Origin of the sequence: Sphingobacterium pedocola (assembly GCF_015209965.1) — a bacterium.
In the GTDB taxonomy this organism is placed as follows: domain Bacteria; phylum Bacteroidota; class Bacteroidia; order Sphingobacteriales; family Sphingobacteriaceae; genus Sphingobacterium; species Sphingobacterium pedocola.
Genome location: NZ_MU158690.1, coordinates 925,681 through 942,572, shown reverse-complemented (window position 1 = coordinate 942,572; position 16,892 = coordinate 925,681). Strand labels below are relative to the sequence as shown.

The window sequence follows — 16,892 nt, the reverse complement described above, 5'->3', positions numbered from 1 at the left end:
CTGGTTGATAACAGAAGCAGGGATATCTATCGCTACCCCAGCACCCGTTATCGGATTTCCTGTCTCATCAATACTAGCTTCATTATAAAACACATAACGCCCTTCAGATTCCTTGATCAAAAGCGTCTTTGTTTCGTTCCCCTTTATTGCCTGTACCAAATTAATAGTTTGCGGATTACCTCCGCTATCCACATAGGTAATGACATAAGTTGTGGGGTCGTAACTTACATTACTACCTTGCACAGCCCCAACAAAAACCCACTTTGCACCATCATTGTAGTAGATAGCAGGCACAACATCATTTTGAGTTGACGTATTATATACCATCATCCCCGCTACGTGCTCAGTCAAAGGAGCAGGATTTACTACAGCAGTCAATTCTACACGAGGGAACAGTACCCCTCTTTGCATACTGCTTAAATCCAATACTGCGTTTGGATTGGGTGTGGTACTTTCTCCCGGTACCGTACCGTCACCAATTTTAACCTGTCCATACACAGAGCCCACAACGGCAAGAACAAGGAATAAAATACAAGAAGCTAGTTTTCTTAACATAAGATTAGAGTTAATAGGTAACAAACAGTTAAAATTTGATTCAATTAAGTCAACAAAAAATTAAATGGTTTTATATCTTCATATTATCATTAAAGACCAAGGAACGAGCCGCATTCGTTACTGAACTAATCGAAGTCCTCTTTTTTGCGTCGCACAGTTTAATTTCATAAATTATTATTTCTAAAACTTTACTAGTTACTTGTCAATCAATTTGGCCTTTGGACTACACAAAACCTATCCAATTTCATAACGTAATTTTGGCTTTCATTCCTTCAAGATTATCTTCCCGAATGGCACTTGAATTCTATTTCATAGATATTATGAACAAAGAAAGGAAAGAAGAGTAATACTCAAGCTTGTTGGTCATTCTTATAGCAAAAACATGTTACCAAAAAATTTTTTTTTAGCACGCTTTAGTTATCTTCGAAATTATCCACTCTTCCTATTTTGACATCCGAGAACTAAAGATCTTCTTATCTTCTATGAGAAGATAGCTGAGAAAAGAGCATTGATTTAACTCAGAGGATTTGTTACCTTCGTGGCTTCTAAAATTATTTCGACCATACGTTATGAATCTACTCCGACATCTATCAATTATGCGTAGAAGAAAACCTACAACTTACCCACTCCTATTGTTTCTGTTTTGCCTTTACCATGCTCCTGCACGTTGTCAAATCCAACAGATCAACCAAGAGCTACATCAATTACCTTCTATCAAGGACAGTGTCAGCCTAGTCAACAGCTTAAACCAGTTGGGCGCACTTTACCGAACCAGAAATGCCGACAGTTGTTTTTACTATGGCATGGAGGCAAAGCGTTTGGCTACCAATATAAAGTATCGTCAAGGACAGACAGACGCTGACCATGTAATTGCTTTTGCACTTTTTAAGAAAGGGCTGTATGCAGAATCTCTTGAACTCTTAGGCGACCTGCTAGCGCAGTACCAGCAACTCGATGATGCCGAAAAAATGATCCAGGCATATCTGGATATGGCCGCAGTTGAAAACAAGGGTATCTCCGATAGACCCAAGATTATTTCGCTTTTTCAAAAGGCTATCCAAGCAGGAAAAAAACTGGAAAAGGACAGCATTATGTCCCAAGTATATATAAACTATTGTAGCGGGAACCCGGACCTTACAGAGGATAGTGTCCGTTACTATCTCCATAAATCACGAGAAATTGCCAGCCGCTATAAAGATGAAAGTATGCTTATCTTCAATCAGCTGTGGCAAGCACGCCTAATGATTTCAAATGGTCAAAAGGAGGAAGCATTACCCCTTATCAAGCAGTCATTACACGATGCACAACGTATTGGTAACGCGAAGCTGGAGTTCAATGCCCTCGTCGCATTGGTTAATTATGAGAATAACCCCCAAAAAGAGCTTGAATATCTTTATCAGGAATATGAAGTGGCACAGAAAAGTGGAGACAAATACTTAGAAATTTATGTCTTAAATATCGCTTTAGAAGTTGCCAAACAACTGGACGATAAAGACGAAATCATCAATATCTATATAGAGTTGGAAAAAGCGCTGACAGCAGATTGGGAAAAGTCGAGAAAATTTATAGGTGATTATGTCCGGTATAACGCCATAGAGAACGACAACAGATTATTAAGTGCTGAAAATGCACAACGAACCCTTTGGTTAGCCATCATTTCTGCCGCAGCCCTGATTGTCGTATTGGCCATCTACCTGATCATGCTCCGCCGCAGCCGTAAGGCAAAACAACAGATAGAGGCTCTCAATAACATGGCCAATATGCAGATCATCGCTATAGAGGAAGCGAAGCATCAGGCGGTAAAAGAAGAGCAACAGCGCCTTGGGCAGGATCTTCACGATGGGCTCTCTTCATCCATGGCAGGCATCAAGCATCAGGTAGAAATCTTGTCCATGGACACGGATGACACCCACTTAAAAGCTAAATTGGCCATACTACAAGCGGAGGTAACCAAAGCCTACACCGTCGCCAGAGCTAAAAGCCACGAGTGGTTTAATGCTGCTGAAGGGCAACAAGAGCAGTCGTTTGAACAGCGGATCATACTGCTTGCCGACAGTGCCCTGCCCGACAGTCGTTACGACAAAGACATTCATATCGACGATAGCTCATTGCTTCGCGTCAACGCCGATACCCGCATTGCGCTACTCCGCATCATCCAGGAGGCGATTACCAATATCATCAAGCATGCCAAGGCGAAGAGCGTGGGCATTCTGCTCTATGAGGAAATGGACAAGCTGATTTTGGCAATCCATGATGACGGAAAAGGATTAGGCGAACAGAAATCGGGAAACGAAAAATCAGCGATGGGCTTGCAATCCATCCTTCGGCGTACCCAGTATCTCAACGGCGAACTTAAAATTCAATCAGACACCAATGGCACGGAAATAATGGTATCCATCCCTTTGAAATCAGTCGTTTATGATTAGCCGGTGACACAACGATATACCCCCTCTGGCAAGTTGAAATTGGCGTTGTCCGAACGACTTCCCTAACCATAGTTAAAAGCAATACTAGATCCATATGAACCCGACATGATTAAAATAATCATTATTCACAGAGTACCTGCTTTCAAAGGCGTTCATGAATGCTTCCCAGTTAAGCGCACAGGGCAACGATTAATTTTAATCATCAAAGGCTCCATCTGAAAACAAAAAAAACCATATGAAACAACGTCTATTTATCAAAAGATTGTTAGCCGTGCTGCTCGCAGTGGGCACGCTAAACGAAACAGCCGGCAACACTGTTCGGGACAGCCACCAATCTAGTACCCAGCAACAAACCGTAACGGGTACGGTGGTCGATGCTACGGAGGGAACCCCCATTGCAGGGGTTACCGTCAGTGTACGGGGTACTTCGATCGCTGTCAGTTCAAAAGACGACGGTCGTTATACGGTTACCGGGGTTAAGACCGGCGACGTACTGGTGTTCAGTTACATTGGTTACCGAACGCACCAAGAGCCAATAGCCGGCCGTACAATTATCCCGGTACAACTGCAGCGCATGGAGGATGCACTGGAAGAAGTGGTGGTAACCGCATTGGGCATCCGGAGAGAAGAAAAATCACTCGGCTATTCGGTACAACGCATAGGTGGCGAACAAGTACAGCAGGTCAAAGGCGTGGACATTGCCACTTCGCTGACCGGTAAGGTAGCGGGGCTCTGGATTCAAAACAGTACCGAATTTGATGAATCGCCTGATATCCGGCTTCGCGGCGGATCGAGTAACCCACTGCTGGTCATCGACGGTGTACCCTATGGCAACATGAGCTTACGACAAATCGCTCCAGATGACATCGAGAGCATCGATGTGCTCAAAGGCGCGACAGCTTCCGCACTCTACGGCGTGCGCGGCGGCGGTGGAGCCATTATCGTGACGACCAAAAGCGGCGGCAAGGGTATCAGCGTAAACAGTAACAACATGGCTTTTGCGGGTTACTTAGCCCTACCCGAAGTACAGACCTCATATAGCGCGGGCTTGGGCGGATCATATAATTCGGTCGACTACGTATGGGGTAATAAACTCGATATCGGCATCATGGAAGAACAATGGAATCCGGAAACCAAGCAGCTCGAAGTGATGGAGCTTACTTCACGAGGTAAGAACAATCTAAAAAACTTCCTCGAACCTGGCTTCGTGACCAACAACAACATCAGCTTTGCCCAGTCCGGCGACATCGGGTCTGTACGGGCATCCCTGAACCACGTTTACAATAAAGGGCAATATCCAAACCTGAAATTGAACCGGCTGAATGCAAATGTCTCGGGCAAACTGAAACTCAGCGAGAAATTTGAATTGCAAAGTAACATCGGGTATAACCGGAGTATGACTCCGCAGACTACCGGTGCCGGGTACGGCGACCAAGGGTATATTTATCAATTGCTGATGTGGACCGGACCCGAGTATGACGTTACCAAATTCCGCGATTATTGGGTGGTGCCAAACGAAAAGCAAAATTGGCAATACAAAGCCTGGTATGATAATCCGTATTTGATTGCCTATGAAAAATTAAATGGCCGGGAAAATAATATGGCCAACCTCAATCTGACGTCAAATTACAAACCCTTCGCGGGCGCCAAGATAACCGCAAGGGTGGGCTACGACTTCTATTCCAATGAAAATACGCGCCGTAATCCACAAGGTATCTATTCCACCCGGGGATGGCATGCGAACGGGATGTTTGGCCAATACCAATCCAGGGGATACAGTTTGAATACCGATCTGCTGTTCAACTATGGCAAAAAGAAACTATTAAATACCATAGACATAGACCTTACTGCCGGTGGATCTCTCTATCGGTACGAAGACCAATCGCTTTCGGGTGTAACCCGCAGCGGCCTCATTGTGCCGGGCGTCTATTCATTGAACAATTCGGTGGAGCGTCCGGATGTGGGTACGTCCAGGTATGGTAAGCAAGTAAACAGCTTGCTCGGATTAGCTTCGTTTGGCTGGAAAGACGCGGTTTTCGTGGATCTGACGGGCAGGAACGACTGGAGTTCTACCTTAGACATCACGACCCGTTCGTATTTTTATCCTTCCGTGTCCGGCAGTGTGCTTCTTGGCGAGTTTTTCAAGCTGCCAAACGGGATGGACATGTGGAAGCTTAGAGGGTCTTGGACCGTTTCAAAACAGGACCTCAGCGTGTACGGCACCAATGTAAATTACAGCATCGGCCAAGGCGTTTGGGATGGCTTAAATACAGCCGACTATCCATCGCAACTCAATACCGCAGTCATCAAACCGCAAACCGACCGGACCTGGGAGGCTGGTACAGTAGTCAACATACTGGAAAATCGTTTCGTACTTGATGCCGCCTACTACCATGTGTTCAATTACAACCGGCAACTATCATCTCCCATACCCGCTTCCTCAGGGTTTACCTCTACGTTGATCAATACCAACGAGACGCGCGTGCGTCGAGGCGTAGAGTTGTCGCTGCATGCCGGCGTGTTGAAACAAAGTAATTTCACCTGGGACGCTACGGTAAACTGGGCAACAACACACCAGTATTACAAGGAATTGGATCCAATCTATTCATCAGACAACCTGTGGACCAAAGCCGGCGGACGTGTCGACAATTATACCATCACCGATTGGCTGCGGGATCCACAGGGTAATGTGGTACATACGGACGGCGGACTTCCCCAGCAAGGTCGATACGGCTATGCCGTTGGATATAGCGATCCAAAATTCATCTGGGGTTTTACCAACTCCTTTACTTACCGTAATTTTGACCTTCAGTTGAGTTTTGATGGCCGTGTTGGCGGCCTATTATATAATTATAGTGCCTATAAGATGTGGGACACCGGTTCGCACCCTGATAGTGATAACCAATGGCGTTACGACGAAGTAGTCAACGGCAAAAAATCTTACGTCGGTAACGGGGTAAAAGTTGTTTCTGGATCAGTCGCTTTCGACCAATACGGCCGTATCACGGAAGACACACGCGTATATGCGCCCAACGATGTACCGGTATCCTATGAAACCTATTCCCGTAGGTTTGCCGATGGGCGTTTCGGGGCTACCGACCCAACCTTCATCAAAATCCGTGAGCTGGCTATCGGATACACCGTACCGCGCTCACGCAGCGAGCGCTGGGGAATGAGCCGCGCACGCATTTCGCTAACTGCCCAGAACGTATTTCTTTGGACTAAGGATTTCCGGTTTGCTGATCCCGACTGGAATGCTGACAGCGACCTCACTTCCCCTTCTCAGCGATTTATCGGACTTAACCTCAATTTTCACTTTTCTCATGCTGACAAATCAAACAATTAAAAAAGCCATGAAGAACATACGAATAATAGCCGCTATAATCTGTATTACGATTGCATCGGCATCCTGTTCACACTTCGAAGAACTGAACACCAATCCCGATGGTTTTACCATAGCGACCCCGCAAATGCTAGCGACGAAATTGATGCTGGATATCACGAGGAGCGACATCAGCAGTCAGAAGGGATTTATGGCGAATTTTATGCGCGACAAATACATCTTATGGAGCGAGTTTGCACAAGGCGAGCAATACAATCGCATCGACCGAACCAGCTTCAGCCCTTTTACCCGGCTTATCGACGTGGAGAAGCTGATCGGCTTCACCGATGAGCTCGATGAAGGGGTAGCAAACGCTTACAAAGGATTCAGCCATTTCATACGGGCATATACATTTTTTAATGCCACCATGGAAGTAGGCGATATCCCCTACACTGATGCGCTCAAAGGGGAAAGCGAAGGAAACATCAAACCCCGCTATGACACGCAGAAAGAGGTGTTTATCGGTATCCTCAACGAATTGGATGAAGCGAATCGGTTGTTTGCCCAAGGTGCAAACTTCGAGGGTGACGTAATTTACCAGGGCGATCCAATGAAATGGCAGAAAATGGTCAATTCGTTTGTGCTAAAGGTACTGATCAACCTATACCGAAAATCGGATGATCCCGACTTGCGTGTGGTGGAACGCTTCAACGACATTTTGAGCAATCGCCCCATCTTCGAAAGTAATGCGGATAATTTTCAGCTGGTTTACTCCGACCAGGAAAACCAACGCTACCCATTTCATAAACTGGGAAACCAGTTTGTCATTTATCCCATGGTGTCCGATATACTGATCAACCGTTTGAAAGCGACAAACGACTACCGTTTGTTTTACTACGCGTCGCCATCCGAGGTACAACTCGATAACGGTTACACGCCTTCGGATTTCGACGCATATAAAGGTACCGATCCAGCAATCGCCTATGCAAGCTTGAGCGCGATACATAGCTCGGGCGACTATTCCGGCGTGAACGCACGGTATACCGAAATCCCCGCCGGCGAGCCGGTGAGCCTGCTTAGCTACGCCCAAGTAAAGTTTTTGCTTGCGGAGGCTGCTGTGAGGGGTTGGATCAATGGCGATGCGCAGACCTACTATACCGCAGGAATACAGGGAGCAATGCAATCTGTGGCAGACCATACGCCAAACATTCCAGCCTATCATCACAACCGTATCATGAGTAATCCCTATATCGAGGCATTTCCGGCCACGGACGCCGTCAAGCTGACGGGCACTACCGAACACCGAATCGAGCAAATTATTACGCAAAAATTTATTAGTACGTACCTCCAGTCACCTTTAAGCGCTTTTTTTGAAAATCGACGTACCGGGTATCCGGCATTTCCGATTAATCCGGCGTCCAATGAAAATACGCCTGCCGACCGCCTTCCTATACGGTGGATGTATCCCAGTGATGAAATCAACTACAATAGCGAAAATGTAACCGAAGCCATCAATAGGCAATACAATGGCAATGATAACGTAAACGAACGGATGTGGCTGCTAAAAGACTAATTACAACTTACCCACTGCTATTCTTGCTGATTTGCGTTTGTTCTAACCCGGCATACGGCCAAATCCAGGAGATCGGGCAGGAATTACATAAGCTGTCTTTGATCAAAGATAGTGTTAGCCTGGTTAATAGCTTAAACCGATTGGGGATACTTTATCGCCCCAGAAACATCGATAGTTGCTTTTACTATGGAATGAAGGCCAAGCGTTTAGCAGCCCGCTTACACTACCAACAAGGACAGACAAACGCAGACCATGTGATTGCTTTTGCTTTGTATAAGCGGGGGCTATATGCGGAATCGTTGGAATTATTCAGCAACGTATTATCGGGCTATCAGCAACTCGCTGATACCGCAAATATTTCCCGTGTATATATGGATATGGCCGCTGTACTGCACAAGGATCTCTCCGATCAAACAAAGGTCATTGCTTTTATGCAAAAGGCTATACAAACCGGAAAAAAGCTAAAGAACGATAGCGTTCTGTCTTTGGTGTATTTTAACTATTGTAACTTCAACGCCAACCTTTCCGCAGACAGCGTAAATTACTACCTGGGCAAATCCAGGGAAATTGCAAGCCAGTATAACGATGAATATATGCTGGCCCTTAATCATTCAAAGCAAGTATATTTATTAAATAGAAAAGGTCAGAAGCCTGAAGTACTGCCCATTGCAAAACAATTATTAGCGAGCGCACAGCGTATGGGTAACGTAAATTTGGAGGTGTATGCGCTCCTTATTCTGGCCAATTATTATCATGAAAACGACCTACAAAAGGCGCTTGGATATTACAATCAGATTTGTGACGTGGCACAGGAAAGCGGAGATAACGAATTACAAATCTATTATTTAACTGCCGCATTGGGACGTGCCACAAAATCTGGCAACAAAAACGAAATCATCAAGGCCTATGCTACGTTGGAAAAGGCGATGATAGCAGATCGGGAAAATATGAAAAGATTTATTGGCGATTATGTCAGGTATAACGCCATAGCGGATGACAATAAGCTATTAAGTGCGGAAAATGCGCGGCGGGCCCTTTGGCTACTGGGCATTTCATTTTCCGCAGCCATTATTGTGCTGGCCATCTACTTAACGATGCTACGCCGGAGCCGGAAAGCGAAAGAACAGATAGACGCCCTCAACAATGTGGCCAATATGCAGATTATCGCCATGGAGGAGGTGAAACATGAGGCGATAAGGGAAGAACAGCAGCGTCTTGGCCAGGATCTTCATGATGGACTTTCCTCATCCATCGCCAGCATCAAGCATCAATTGGAAACACTTTCCATGGACACCGACGACCCCCTGCAAAAGAAAAAATTGGTTGCAATTCAACTGGAAATAGCCAACGCCTACGATGTAGCTAGAAATAAAAGCCATGAATGGTTCAATACTGCTGACGGAGAACAAGAACACACATTTGAACAGCGAATTAAATTGCTGACGGATACTGCCCTGCCAGACACTTGTTATAAAAAAAATATTCACATAGATGACGATGCGTTACAGCATGCCAGTATGGACGTCCGAATTGCATTGCTCCGCATCGTTCAGGAGGCTATTACGAATATTATCAAGCATGCGAAGGCTAAGAAAGTGGGTATCTTGATTTACGCGGAAATAGACAAACTCATCATGGTCATCCAAGATGACGGAACGGGCTGGGTTCATAAAACCTCAACTAACGTCAAATCAGGGATGGGCTTGCAGTCTATCCGACGCCGTGTGCAATACCTAAACGGCAAAACCGCCATTCGGTCGGATACAAAAGGTACCGAAATAGCCGTATCTATTCCGTTGGCGTTATCGTAATACCGCTAATCATGCTAAAAAGAGTATCTAAAAGCTTAGAGAGCTCATGAGGGTTGCATCGTTTATACCTCGGGCCATTTAATGTAAAGAGGTGTTGCTTTGGGGGCAACACCTTCTACTTATTATGAAAAACAACAACCTGGGATGGTTGTAAAACTTACTGTAAATATTAGAGCCATCAAAAAAATAACCTCCAGATAGCAAAGATGGTTACCCTTCCAATACACGAGATAATTGACCCGCATAAGTAGTTCTAAAATCTCACTGCAAAGAAACCAAAGTTTACAACATCCACCTATACATAAATATTTCTATAGCAAAAATTTGCTATTATTTGTAGTTATTTTAACAATATCACGCCACACTCTTAACCATTAACTGCATATATTATTTACTTATATTTGTGAGCTATTTTATTACTGAGTAACACTTTTATTTCCAAACTTGAACGAGAAAATAATGAGCAATGATGTTGCAATTGTACTAGACGATCATCAACTATTTGGTGAATCTTTTTCTGTTTTACTTGAAAAGTACACAAAGTTTGACACAGTTCATACCTTCCAAAATGCTTCCGAACTTACCCGTTTCTTAAGCGAACATAGTCGCAAAAAATTCTATCTCTTTTTAGATTATTACCTACAGAACAGCAATGGTCTAGCTGTTCTCTCCGATGTTAAGCGCATCAACAAGTTATGTAAGAATATTTTTCTTACGAGCGCATCCAGCTGGCCTGTCCTTCATCATATCGAGAGCCATTTTCCCGATGGTATTATTAGTAAGGTGACAGGTCTAGATGTTCTCTTGGAATGCATAAATGAAGTCGAAAAAGGCAATTTTTACCGCTGCCCTATTTTCCAGGAAATAAAAACGAAGAATATAACTAACAAACCTATCATCTTTACCGCTCGTGAACTGGAAATCCTACAGTATTTCGCCTCCGGAAACACAATTGCCCAGACCGCGGAGATAACCTATCTAAGTCATCATACCATTGTATCGCATAGGCGAAACATGATGACAAAAGCGAATTGCACTACGATAGGCCAATTGCTCAATTACGCCAAAGAATGGGAATTAATATAGATGGAAAAAGGTCATATATAATTAAAATCTCAACTTTAAACAGTTGTCATTATGGATCCACTATTGCAAATAAAAGAGGTGCTGCTTGGGAGGCAACACCTTCTTTTTTATTTATTGTGAAAAACAACAATCTGAGATGATTGTATACCTTATTAATTAAAATTCGCTTTTAAAACCGCTGTCTTAGTATGCTAATACTTCCACTTCGGTACGTCTATTCGCCTGGTGGTCCGCAATCGAACATGGCACACCGTTGCTACATTTATTCACTAACCGCTTCTCACCATATCCCTTGGCGACCAATCTGTCACGTGCTATACCGCGGGTCACGATGTAATCGACCGCGCTTTGCGCACGTCTTTGGGACAACTTCTCATTGTAACTATCGCTACCTCTGCTATCGGTATGGCTTGATAATTCGATCCGCAGTGTAGGATTATCGCGCATTGTTGCTACTAATTGATCAAGGATTAAAGCGGCATCTTTGCGGATATTGTGCTTATCAAAGTCATAGTAAATATTCTCCAGCACAAACTTATCGCCTACTGTGTATATCGGCTGCAAATTCATCACTACCTTAACCGTTGTATCACGTGTTGGGAATAAACTTTCGACACGTGTTGAATCCGAATGGTAGCCGGTTTTCTCAGCTAACAGCCGATAAGGCTCACCCCTATTTAACGTAAACGTTATGCGTCCGTCTTTGTCCGTCACACCTTTCGCTGCGATTTCTTTTCCTTCGTGAAAAAGGGTCACGGTCGTAGCTGGCAAAAGCTCTCCTGTATCCTTATCACGCGTTAAACCCTCTAAAACGATGATAAATTTAGGCTTACTGTAAGAAAAGGAATAGATATCATCTCCTCCCCTTCCCCCCGTTCTATTCGAGGATAGGTAGCCGTAAATTATATCGTCGCTGTTTGCCGCCACAACGTAAGCAAAATCGTCGCTCGCCGAATTCAGCGGATAGCGAAGGTTTTCTGGCGTACTAAATGTTGAGCGGTTGCCTATAGATTTATATATATCCAGTCCGCCCATGCCTACCCGGCCATCACTTGAAAAGTACAGGGTATCGCCGAAAACACTCGGGAACATCTCATCACCAGCACTGTTTATGGTAGATCCGGCATTTTTTGGGGCGTCCCAGCTTCCGTCGCTTTGTAGTTCACTGTACCAGATATCCACCCCACCCTGTCCTCCGGGCATATCCGATGCATAATACAGCACACTACCGTCAGTGCTTAATGCCGCATGGCCCAACGAATATTCTTCCACATTATTATACGCAAAGTCTTCTTCGCTCCAATCTGTTCCGTTCTTTCTATAGATTTTCAGCTCCAGATTGTGCTTGCGCCATTTCAGACCATCTGCTCTATATTTTTCGCTCTCCTTTCCAGGATAGGTACGTGTTACGTAGAGCACATCCTCGGCCGCATTGACCGCTACCGGACCAACATGATACAGTGCACTGTTAAAAGCGCCTTCCATGGTGTTGGGGTAGCTCAGTTCGCCATCACGTTCCCGATTTGCAGCATACACTTTAAGATAAGACTGTCCCGTCATACCACTTTTGTTGTCTAGCAATCCGTGGGGTTCGCCCGCATATATCACACCTCCACTCGTTGGTACCAGACTAAATTCCGAAAGGTCTGTATTGATAGCAGCTTCATTTCTCAGGTTGTGCAGGGATGGGCTCTTCATCCATACCACAGCCGAGTCGGCTCCTTTTGCATACCGGGTTATATCGTCAGCGATTCCGTATTTCTCCTGATATGCTATGTATTGTTTACTGGCTTCGGCATAGCGCCCCCGCTTTTTCAGTACCTCCGCATAGTGTAGCAGCGATTCCTGTTTATGATCGGGCTCTAGCACTACACGCGAATACCAATTCTCTGCCAGTTCGTATTCATTGATCCTCCGGTAACTATCTGCCAGACGTTCCATATCTTCCGTTCGCGGCTTTTTCACATCAACGAGCTTTTCATACGCTGCCGCTGCATTTGCATACTCCAATTTATTGTAGAGCAGCTCCGCGCGGCTCCTCCGGCTGGGCTGTTCCTGAGCCAAAACGGCTTCTGATCCAAAAAGAAGTAACACAATGGTTAACACCTGTAAACTTCTTTTATCATATTTTCTTTTCATAATCTATCTATACTTAACAATGATCATTCTGTTTTGTAACTTGATAACAGTTTGATACCATCACGTTCATCTAAGTATTATATACGCGCGCTATTAGAAATAGCGTGGACTTAGAATCTGACGCACTACACGGCCAAACGTTACACCAAGAGTAACCTCATGCGTCCCTTGCTGCAAACCACTCATGCGGTTCAACATATGGTCATAGGAATACCCTATCCGTAAAGTGGGGCTCACATAAAATTGTGCAATCCCGCTTAACGAGTTAAGTGAACTCAATTTGTTTACCGAGTAGTCGCTATAATCACGGTCAAACAGGCGTGCCCGTGTACGGTATCCGCCTCCGATCCAAAATTTATCGTTGAAGATAAACATGGCGTTGACATCCAACGAAGTCGGTCCTTTGAAATCATCCTTGATCAGAATACTCGGTCTCAGCAACAGCCCCCTGTCCAGCTCAAACAATGCTCCGGCGATCAGGTATCCATGGATGTTTCGGGAAAGACTTTCCAGTGAATTCTGGTTAAACTGGAAATCTTCATTACTATCCGTCCCTGCAAAAAGATCCTGTACCGATACCCCGGCATACCATCTTGGGTTGCTGTAATAGGCACCTAAACGGATGTCCGGTTTCCACGTCGATATTTTTCCATCCGGCAATACTTGATCCACACGGTCAACGGGATCGAGTTTATTTCCATCCAGACTGTATTGCGTTAATCCACCTGCGACACCTAGACTTAGTCGATGCTCATCTGCACGATCAAGCTGCAGGCGAAGCGCATAATTCGCATAAATACTGGTTGCGGCCTGAGCGCCCAGCTGATCACCGGTTACAACCAAACCCACTCCATGTCTACGATCTTCTGGATCAAGTACGCCGTCTACCGATAGCATACCCGTTTTTGGCGCACCTTCCCAGCCAGTCCATTGGCTCCTTAAGCCCAGTTGACCAAACCATTCCTCCTTATATCCCGCATAGGCTGGATTGACACTGATCGAATTGAATATATACTGTGTCATTTGGATGTTCTGTTGGGCATAACCCTGTTTTGTCAACAGGGCTATACCTACTAGAACCATATACCTTAAATTTAATTTCTTCATCGATATTGTGTTATTATTTATGATGAACATATTCCTATTGTGTCTTAATAAGAACCCATCCTTTATGCTGCTCTACTTTGCTACCCTTGTACAGCTTAATGATATAATAGTAAGTCCCTTCATTCAGTCCACGACCCACCCAATTGTTGTCGTAGTTTTCATTTCTGAATATTTCGTTCCCCCAACGGTTCACGATAGTAACCTCTACTCTATCATAGTTTTCACTGCCAATAATTTCAAAGCGGTCATTCTGTCCGTCACCATTCGGCGTGATCACATTTGGAATAAACAAGTTGGAAGCTTCAATTACAATTGTCGCTACCGCCGTGCTACAGTTCGATGGGTTCAGTACCTCACAGACTGTATACGGATACGTGTACGTTCCTGGCCGTGTACTTGCCGGTATGTTTATCGTTCCATCCGCATTCATGCTCAGGTTCGGATCACTTGGTACGCCTGGAGTCAACATAACTTCATTCAAGTCGATTGATCCGCCATTGAATGTATCGTTATCCAACACGCTCATGGTAATGATAGACGTCCTATCCCATTCGATCTGAATGTTATCGTCCATTGCAACTATCGGAGCAGGTTCGATTACAATCGTTACAGCTGCTTCGTCACAGTTTGTCGGATTAAGCACTTCGCAGATACGGTAACGGAATTCGTATGTTCCTTCTGGTGTTTCCGGAAGCACCGTAACGGTACCGTCTGTGTTGAGCGTGATAGCCGGGTTTTGCACATTATCAGGAGACCAGGTCAATGTTACCTCGCCCGGTACAACAGGACTACCGTTTAGCTCGTCGTTATCCAGTACGCTCGGTGTTGTACCGCCATCCTTACCGTTAACCGGTGCAGGCGTGTCGTCGCTTGCTTCGATTACCGCTGCTTCAACAACGATCGTGACGACTGCATTGTCACAGTTCGACGGGTTAAGTACTTCACAGATTGTGTAAGGATATGTATATGTACCAGCAGGCGTCTCCGGCGATACCGTTACCGTTCCGTCAGGGTTCATTGTGATTCCTGTATGTGGACTTGTGCCCGGTGTCAGGGTTACCTCGCTCGGTACAACAGGACTGCCGTTCAGCATGTCGTTATCCAGTACGCTTGGTATAGTACCACCATCCTTACCGTTAACCGGTGCAGGCGTGTCGTCGCTTGCTTCGATTATCGCTGCCTCTACTATGATCGTTACCGTAGCATTGTCACAGTTCGACGGATTCAGTACCTCACAGATTGTGTAAGGGTATGTATATGTAGCAGCAGGCGTCTCCGGTGATACCGTTACCGTTCCGTCAGGGTTCATTGTGATGCCCGTATGTGGACTTGTGCCCGGTGTAAGTGTTACCTCGCCCGGTACAACAGGACTGCCGTTTAGCTCGTCGTTATCCAGTACACTCGGTGTTGTACCGCCATCCTTACCGTTAACCGGTGCAGGCGTGTCGTTGTTTGCTTCGATTAACGCTGCCTCTACTATGATCGTTACCGTAGCATTGTCACAGTTCGACGGGTTAAGTACCTCACAGATTGTGTAAGGATATGTATATGTACCCGCAGGCGTCTCCGGTGATACCGTTACCGTTCCGTTAGGGTTCATTGTGATGCCCGTATGTGGACTTGTGCCCGGTGTCAATGTTACCTCGCTCGGAATAACAGGACTGCCGTTCAGCATGTCGTTATCCAGTACGCTCGGTATTGTACCGCCATCCTTACCGTTAACCGGTGCAGGCGTGTCGTTGTTTGCTTCGATTACCGCTGCTTCAACAACGATCGTGACGACTGCATTGTCACAGTTCGACGGGTTAAGTACCTCACAGATTGTGTAAGGATATGTATATGTACCAGCAGGCGTTTCCGGTGATACCGTCACCGTTCCGTCAGGGTTCATTGTGATGCCCGTATGTGGACTTGTGCCCGGTGTCAGGGTTACCTCGCTCGGTACAACAGGACTACCGTTTAGCATGTCGTTCTCCAGTACGCTCGGTATTGTACCGCCATCCTTACCGTTAACCGGTGCAGGCGTGTCGTTGTTTGCTTCGATTACAGCTGCTTCAACAACGATCGTGACGACTGCATTGTCACAGTTCGACGGGTTAAGTACCTCACAGATTGTGTAAGGATATGTATATGTACCAGCAGGCGTCTCCGGCGATACCGTTACCGTTCCGTCAGGGTTCATTGTGATGCCCGTATGTGGACTTGTGCCCGGTATCAGGGTTACCTCGCTCGGTACAACAGGACTGCCGTTCAGCATGTCGTTATCCAGTACGCTCGGTATTGTACCGCCATCCTTACCGTTAACCGGTGCAGGCGTGTCGTCGCTTGCTTCGATAACTTTCCACGGAAGCGGTGTAATAGTACACGTAGCACAATCTGGATCGACAGGATCTCCTGCATTTGGTGTATTACCTGTTGTAGACTCTCCAACTACCGGATTACCCTTAGGATCTTCACCAACAGCTATCGCCTTATTAGACACATATCCCTTAATCATATCCGCTTGTGTAATGGTATGATATGCTTTAAAACTTACCTGTTGTCCCACTTCAAGTTCGGAAATTACACCTACATCTTTCGTATCCGCATTATCATCTGTGATTTCGATATTGTATAGAGTTACGTTCCCTGTATTGTTTACAACGATATCGTATTCTATTACGTCGTCAGCATACACAAATGCGGAGCTTATAATCGCTGTTTTAACTATAGACAATGAAGGCATCTGTACCAGATCCGTATCCGTAGGATCGTTCGGATCAGGTGTGTTCGGATCATCCGAGTCAACAGGGGTCAATGGATCGCCACCCGGACCGTCACCGTTCACCGTGGCCTGGTTGGATACAGAACCGGCATCAAGGTCGGCCTGTGTA

The 16,892-nt window shown here is 45.5% G+C and carries 9 protein-coding genes; 5 read left to right on the top strand and 4 right to left on the bottom strand.

What is annotated here, in order from left to right; translation table 11 throughout:
• A partial coding sequence (locus C4F40_RS14020) for a hypothetical protein (protein ID WP_196940007.1) occupies positions 1-555 on the bottom strand: 555 nt, incomplete at its 3' end.
• Positions 556-1,151: 596 nt separating this feature from the next.
• On the opposite strand from C4F40_RS14020, the gene C4F40_RS14015 reads away from it, so the two are divergent.
• The 5 genes from C4F40_RS14015 to C4F40_RS13995 all read left to right on the top strand — a co-directional run bounded on the left by C4F40_RS14015 (position 1,152) and on the right by C4F40_RS13995 (position 10,773).
• The gene (locus tag C4F40_RS14015; protein WP_196940006.1) at positions 1,152-2,981 is read left to right on the top strand and encodes a sensor histidine kinase; all 1,830 of its coding nucleotides are present in this window, start codon (positions 1,152-1,154) and stop codon (positions 2,979-2,981) included.
• A 235-nt stretch (positions 2,982-3,216) separates the two neighbouring features.
• Positions 3,217-6,327, top strand: coding sequence for a SusC/RagA family TonB-linked outer membrane protein (locus C4F40_RS14010; protein ID WP_196940005.1), 3,111 nt, complete (start codon positions 3,217-3,219; stop codon positions 6,325-6,327).
• 7 nt (positions 6,328-6,334) lie between these two features.
• Positions 6,335-7,876, top strand: coding sequence for a SusD/RagB family nutrient-binding outer membrane lipoprotein (locus C4F40_RS14005; protein ID WP_196940004.1), 1,542 nt, complete (start codon positions 6,335-6,337; stop codon positions 7,874-7,876).
• A 191-nt stretch (positions 7,877-8,067) separates the two neighbouring features.
• The gene (locus C4F40_RS14000) at positions 8,068-9,687 is read left to right on the top strand and encodes a sensor histidine kinase (protein WP_196940003.1); all 1,620 of its coding nucleotides are present in this window, start codon (positions 8,068-8,070) and stop codon (positions 9,685-9,687) included.
• 444 nt (positions 9,688-10,131) lie between these two features.
• The gene (locus tag C4F40_RS13995; RefSeq protein ID WP_196940002.1) at positions 10,132-10,773 is read left to right on the top strand and encodes a response regulator transcription factor; all 642 of its coding nucleotides are present in this window, start codon (positions 10,132-10,134) and stop codon (positions 10,771-10,773) included.
• A gap of 183 nt (positions 10,774-10,956) precedes the next feature.
• Here C4F40_RS13995 and C4F40_RS13990 read toward each other — a convergent pair whose 3' ends face one another.
• The 3 genes from C4F40_RS13990 to C4F40_RS13980 form a co-directional block, all read right to left on the bottom strand.
• Positions 10,957-12,912 (bottom strand): OmpA family protein, encoded by a 1,956-nt coding sequence (locus C4F40_RS13990; protein ID WP_196940001.1) that lies wholly within the window; start codon positions 12,910-12,912, stop codon positions 10,957-10,959.
• A 93-nt stretch (positions 12,913-13,005) separates the two neighbouring features.
• Complete coding sequence (locus C4F40_RS13985; RefSeq protein ID WP_196940000.1) at positions 13,006-14,019, bottom strand: PorP/SprF family type IX secretion system membrane protein; 1,014 nt, start codon at positions 14,017-14,019, stop codon at positions 13,006-13,008.
• A gap of 34 nt (positions 14,020-14,053) precedes the next feature.
• Positions 14,054-16,892, bottom strand: a 2,839-nt coding sequence (locus C4F40_RS13980) for a DUF7507 domain-containing protein (RefSeq protein WP_196939999.1), incomplete at its 5' end; no start/stop codon positions are given.

Excerpts from the sequence above, each read along its gene's own strand:
- C4F40_RS13990 (WP_196940001.1), bottom strand. The coding sequence starts at position 12,912 with ATGAAAAGAAAATATGATAAAAGAAGTTTACAGGTGTTAACCATTGTG.
- C4F40_RS13985 (WP_196940000.1), bottom strand. The coding sequence starts at position 14,019 with ATGAAGAAATTAAATTTAAGGTATATGGTTCTAGTAGGTATAGCCCTG.
- C4F40_RS14005 (WP_196940004.1), top strand. The coding sequence starts at position 6,335 with ATGAAGAACATACGAATAATAGCCGCTATAATCTGTATTACGATTGCA.
- C4F40_RS14010 (WP_196940005.1), top strand. The coding sequence starts at position 3,217 with ATGAAACAACGTCTATTTATCAAAAGATTGTTAGCCGTGCTGCTCGCA.
- C4F40_RS14015 (WP_196940006.1), top strand. The coding sequence starts at position 1,152 with ATGCGTAGAAGAAAACCTACAACTTACCCACTCCTATTGTTTCTGTTT.
- C4F40_RS14000 (WP_196940003.1), top strand. The coding sequence starts at position 8,068 with ATGAAGGCCAAGCGTTTAGCAGCCCGCTTACACTACCAACAAGGACAG.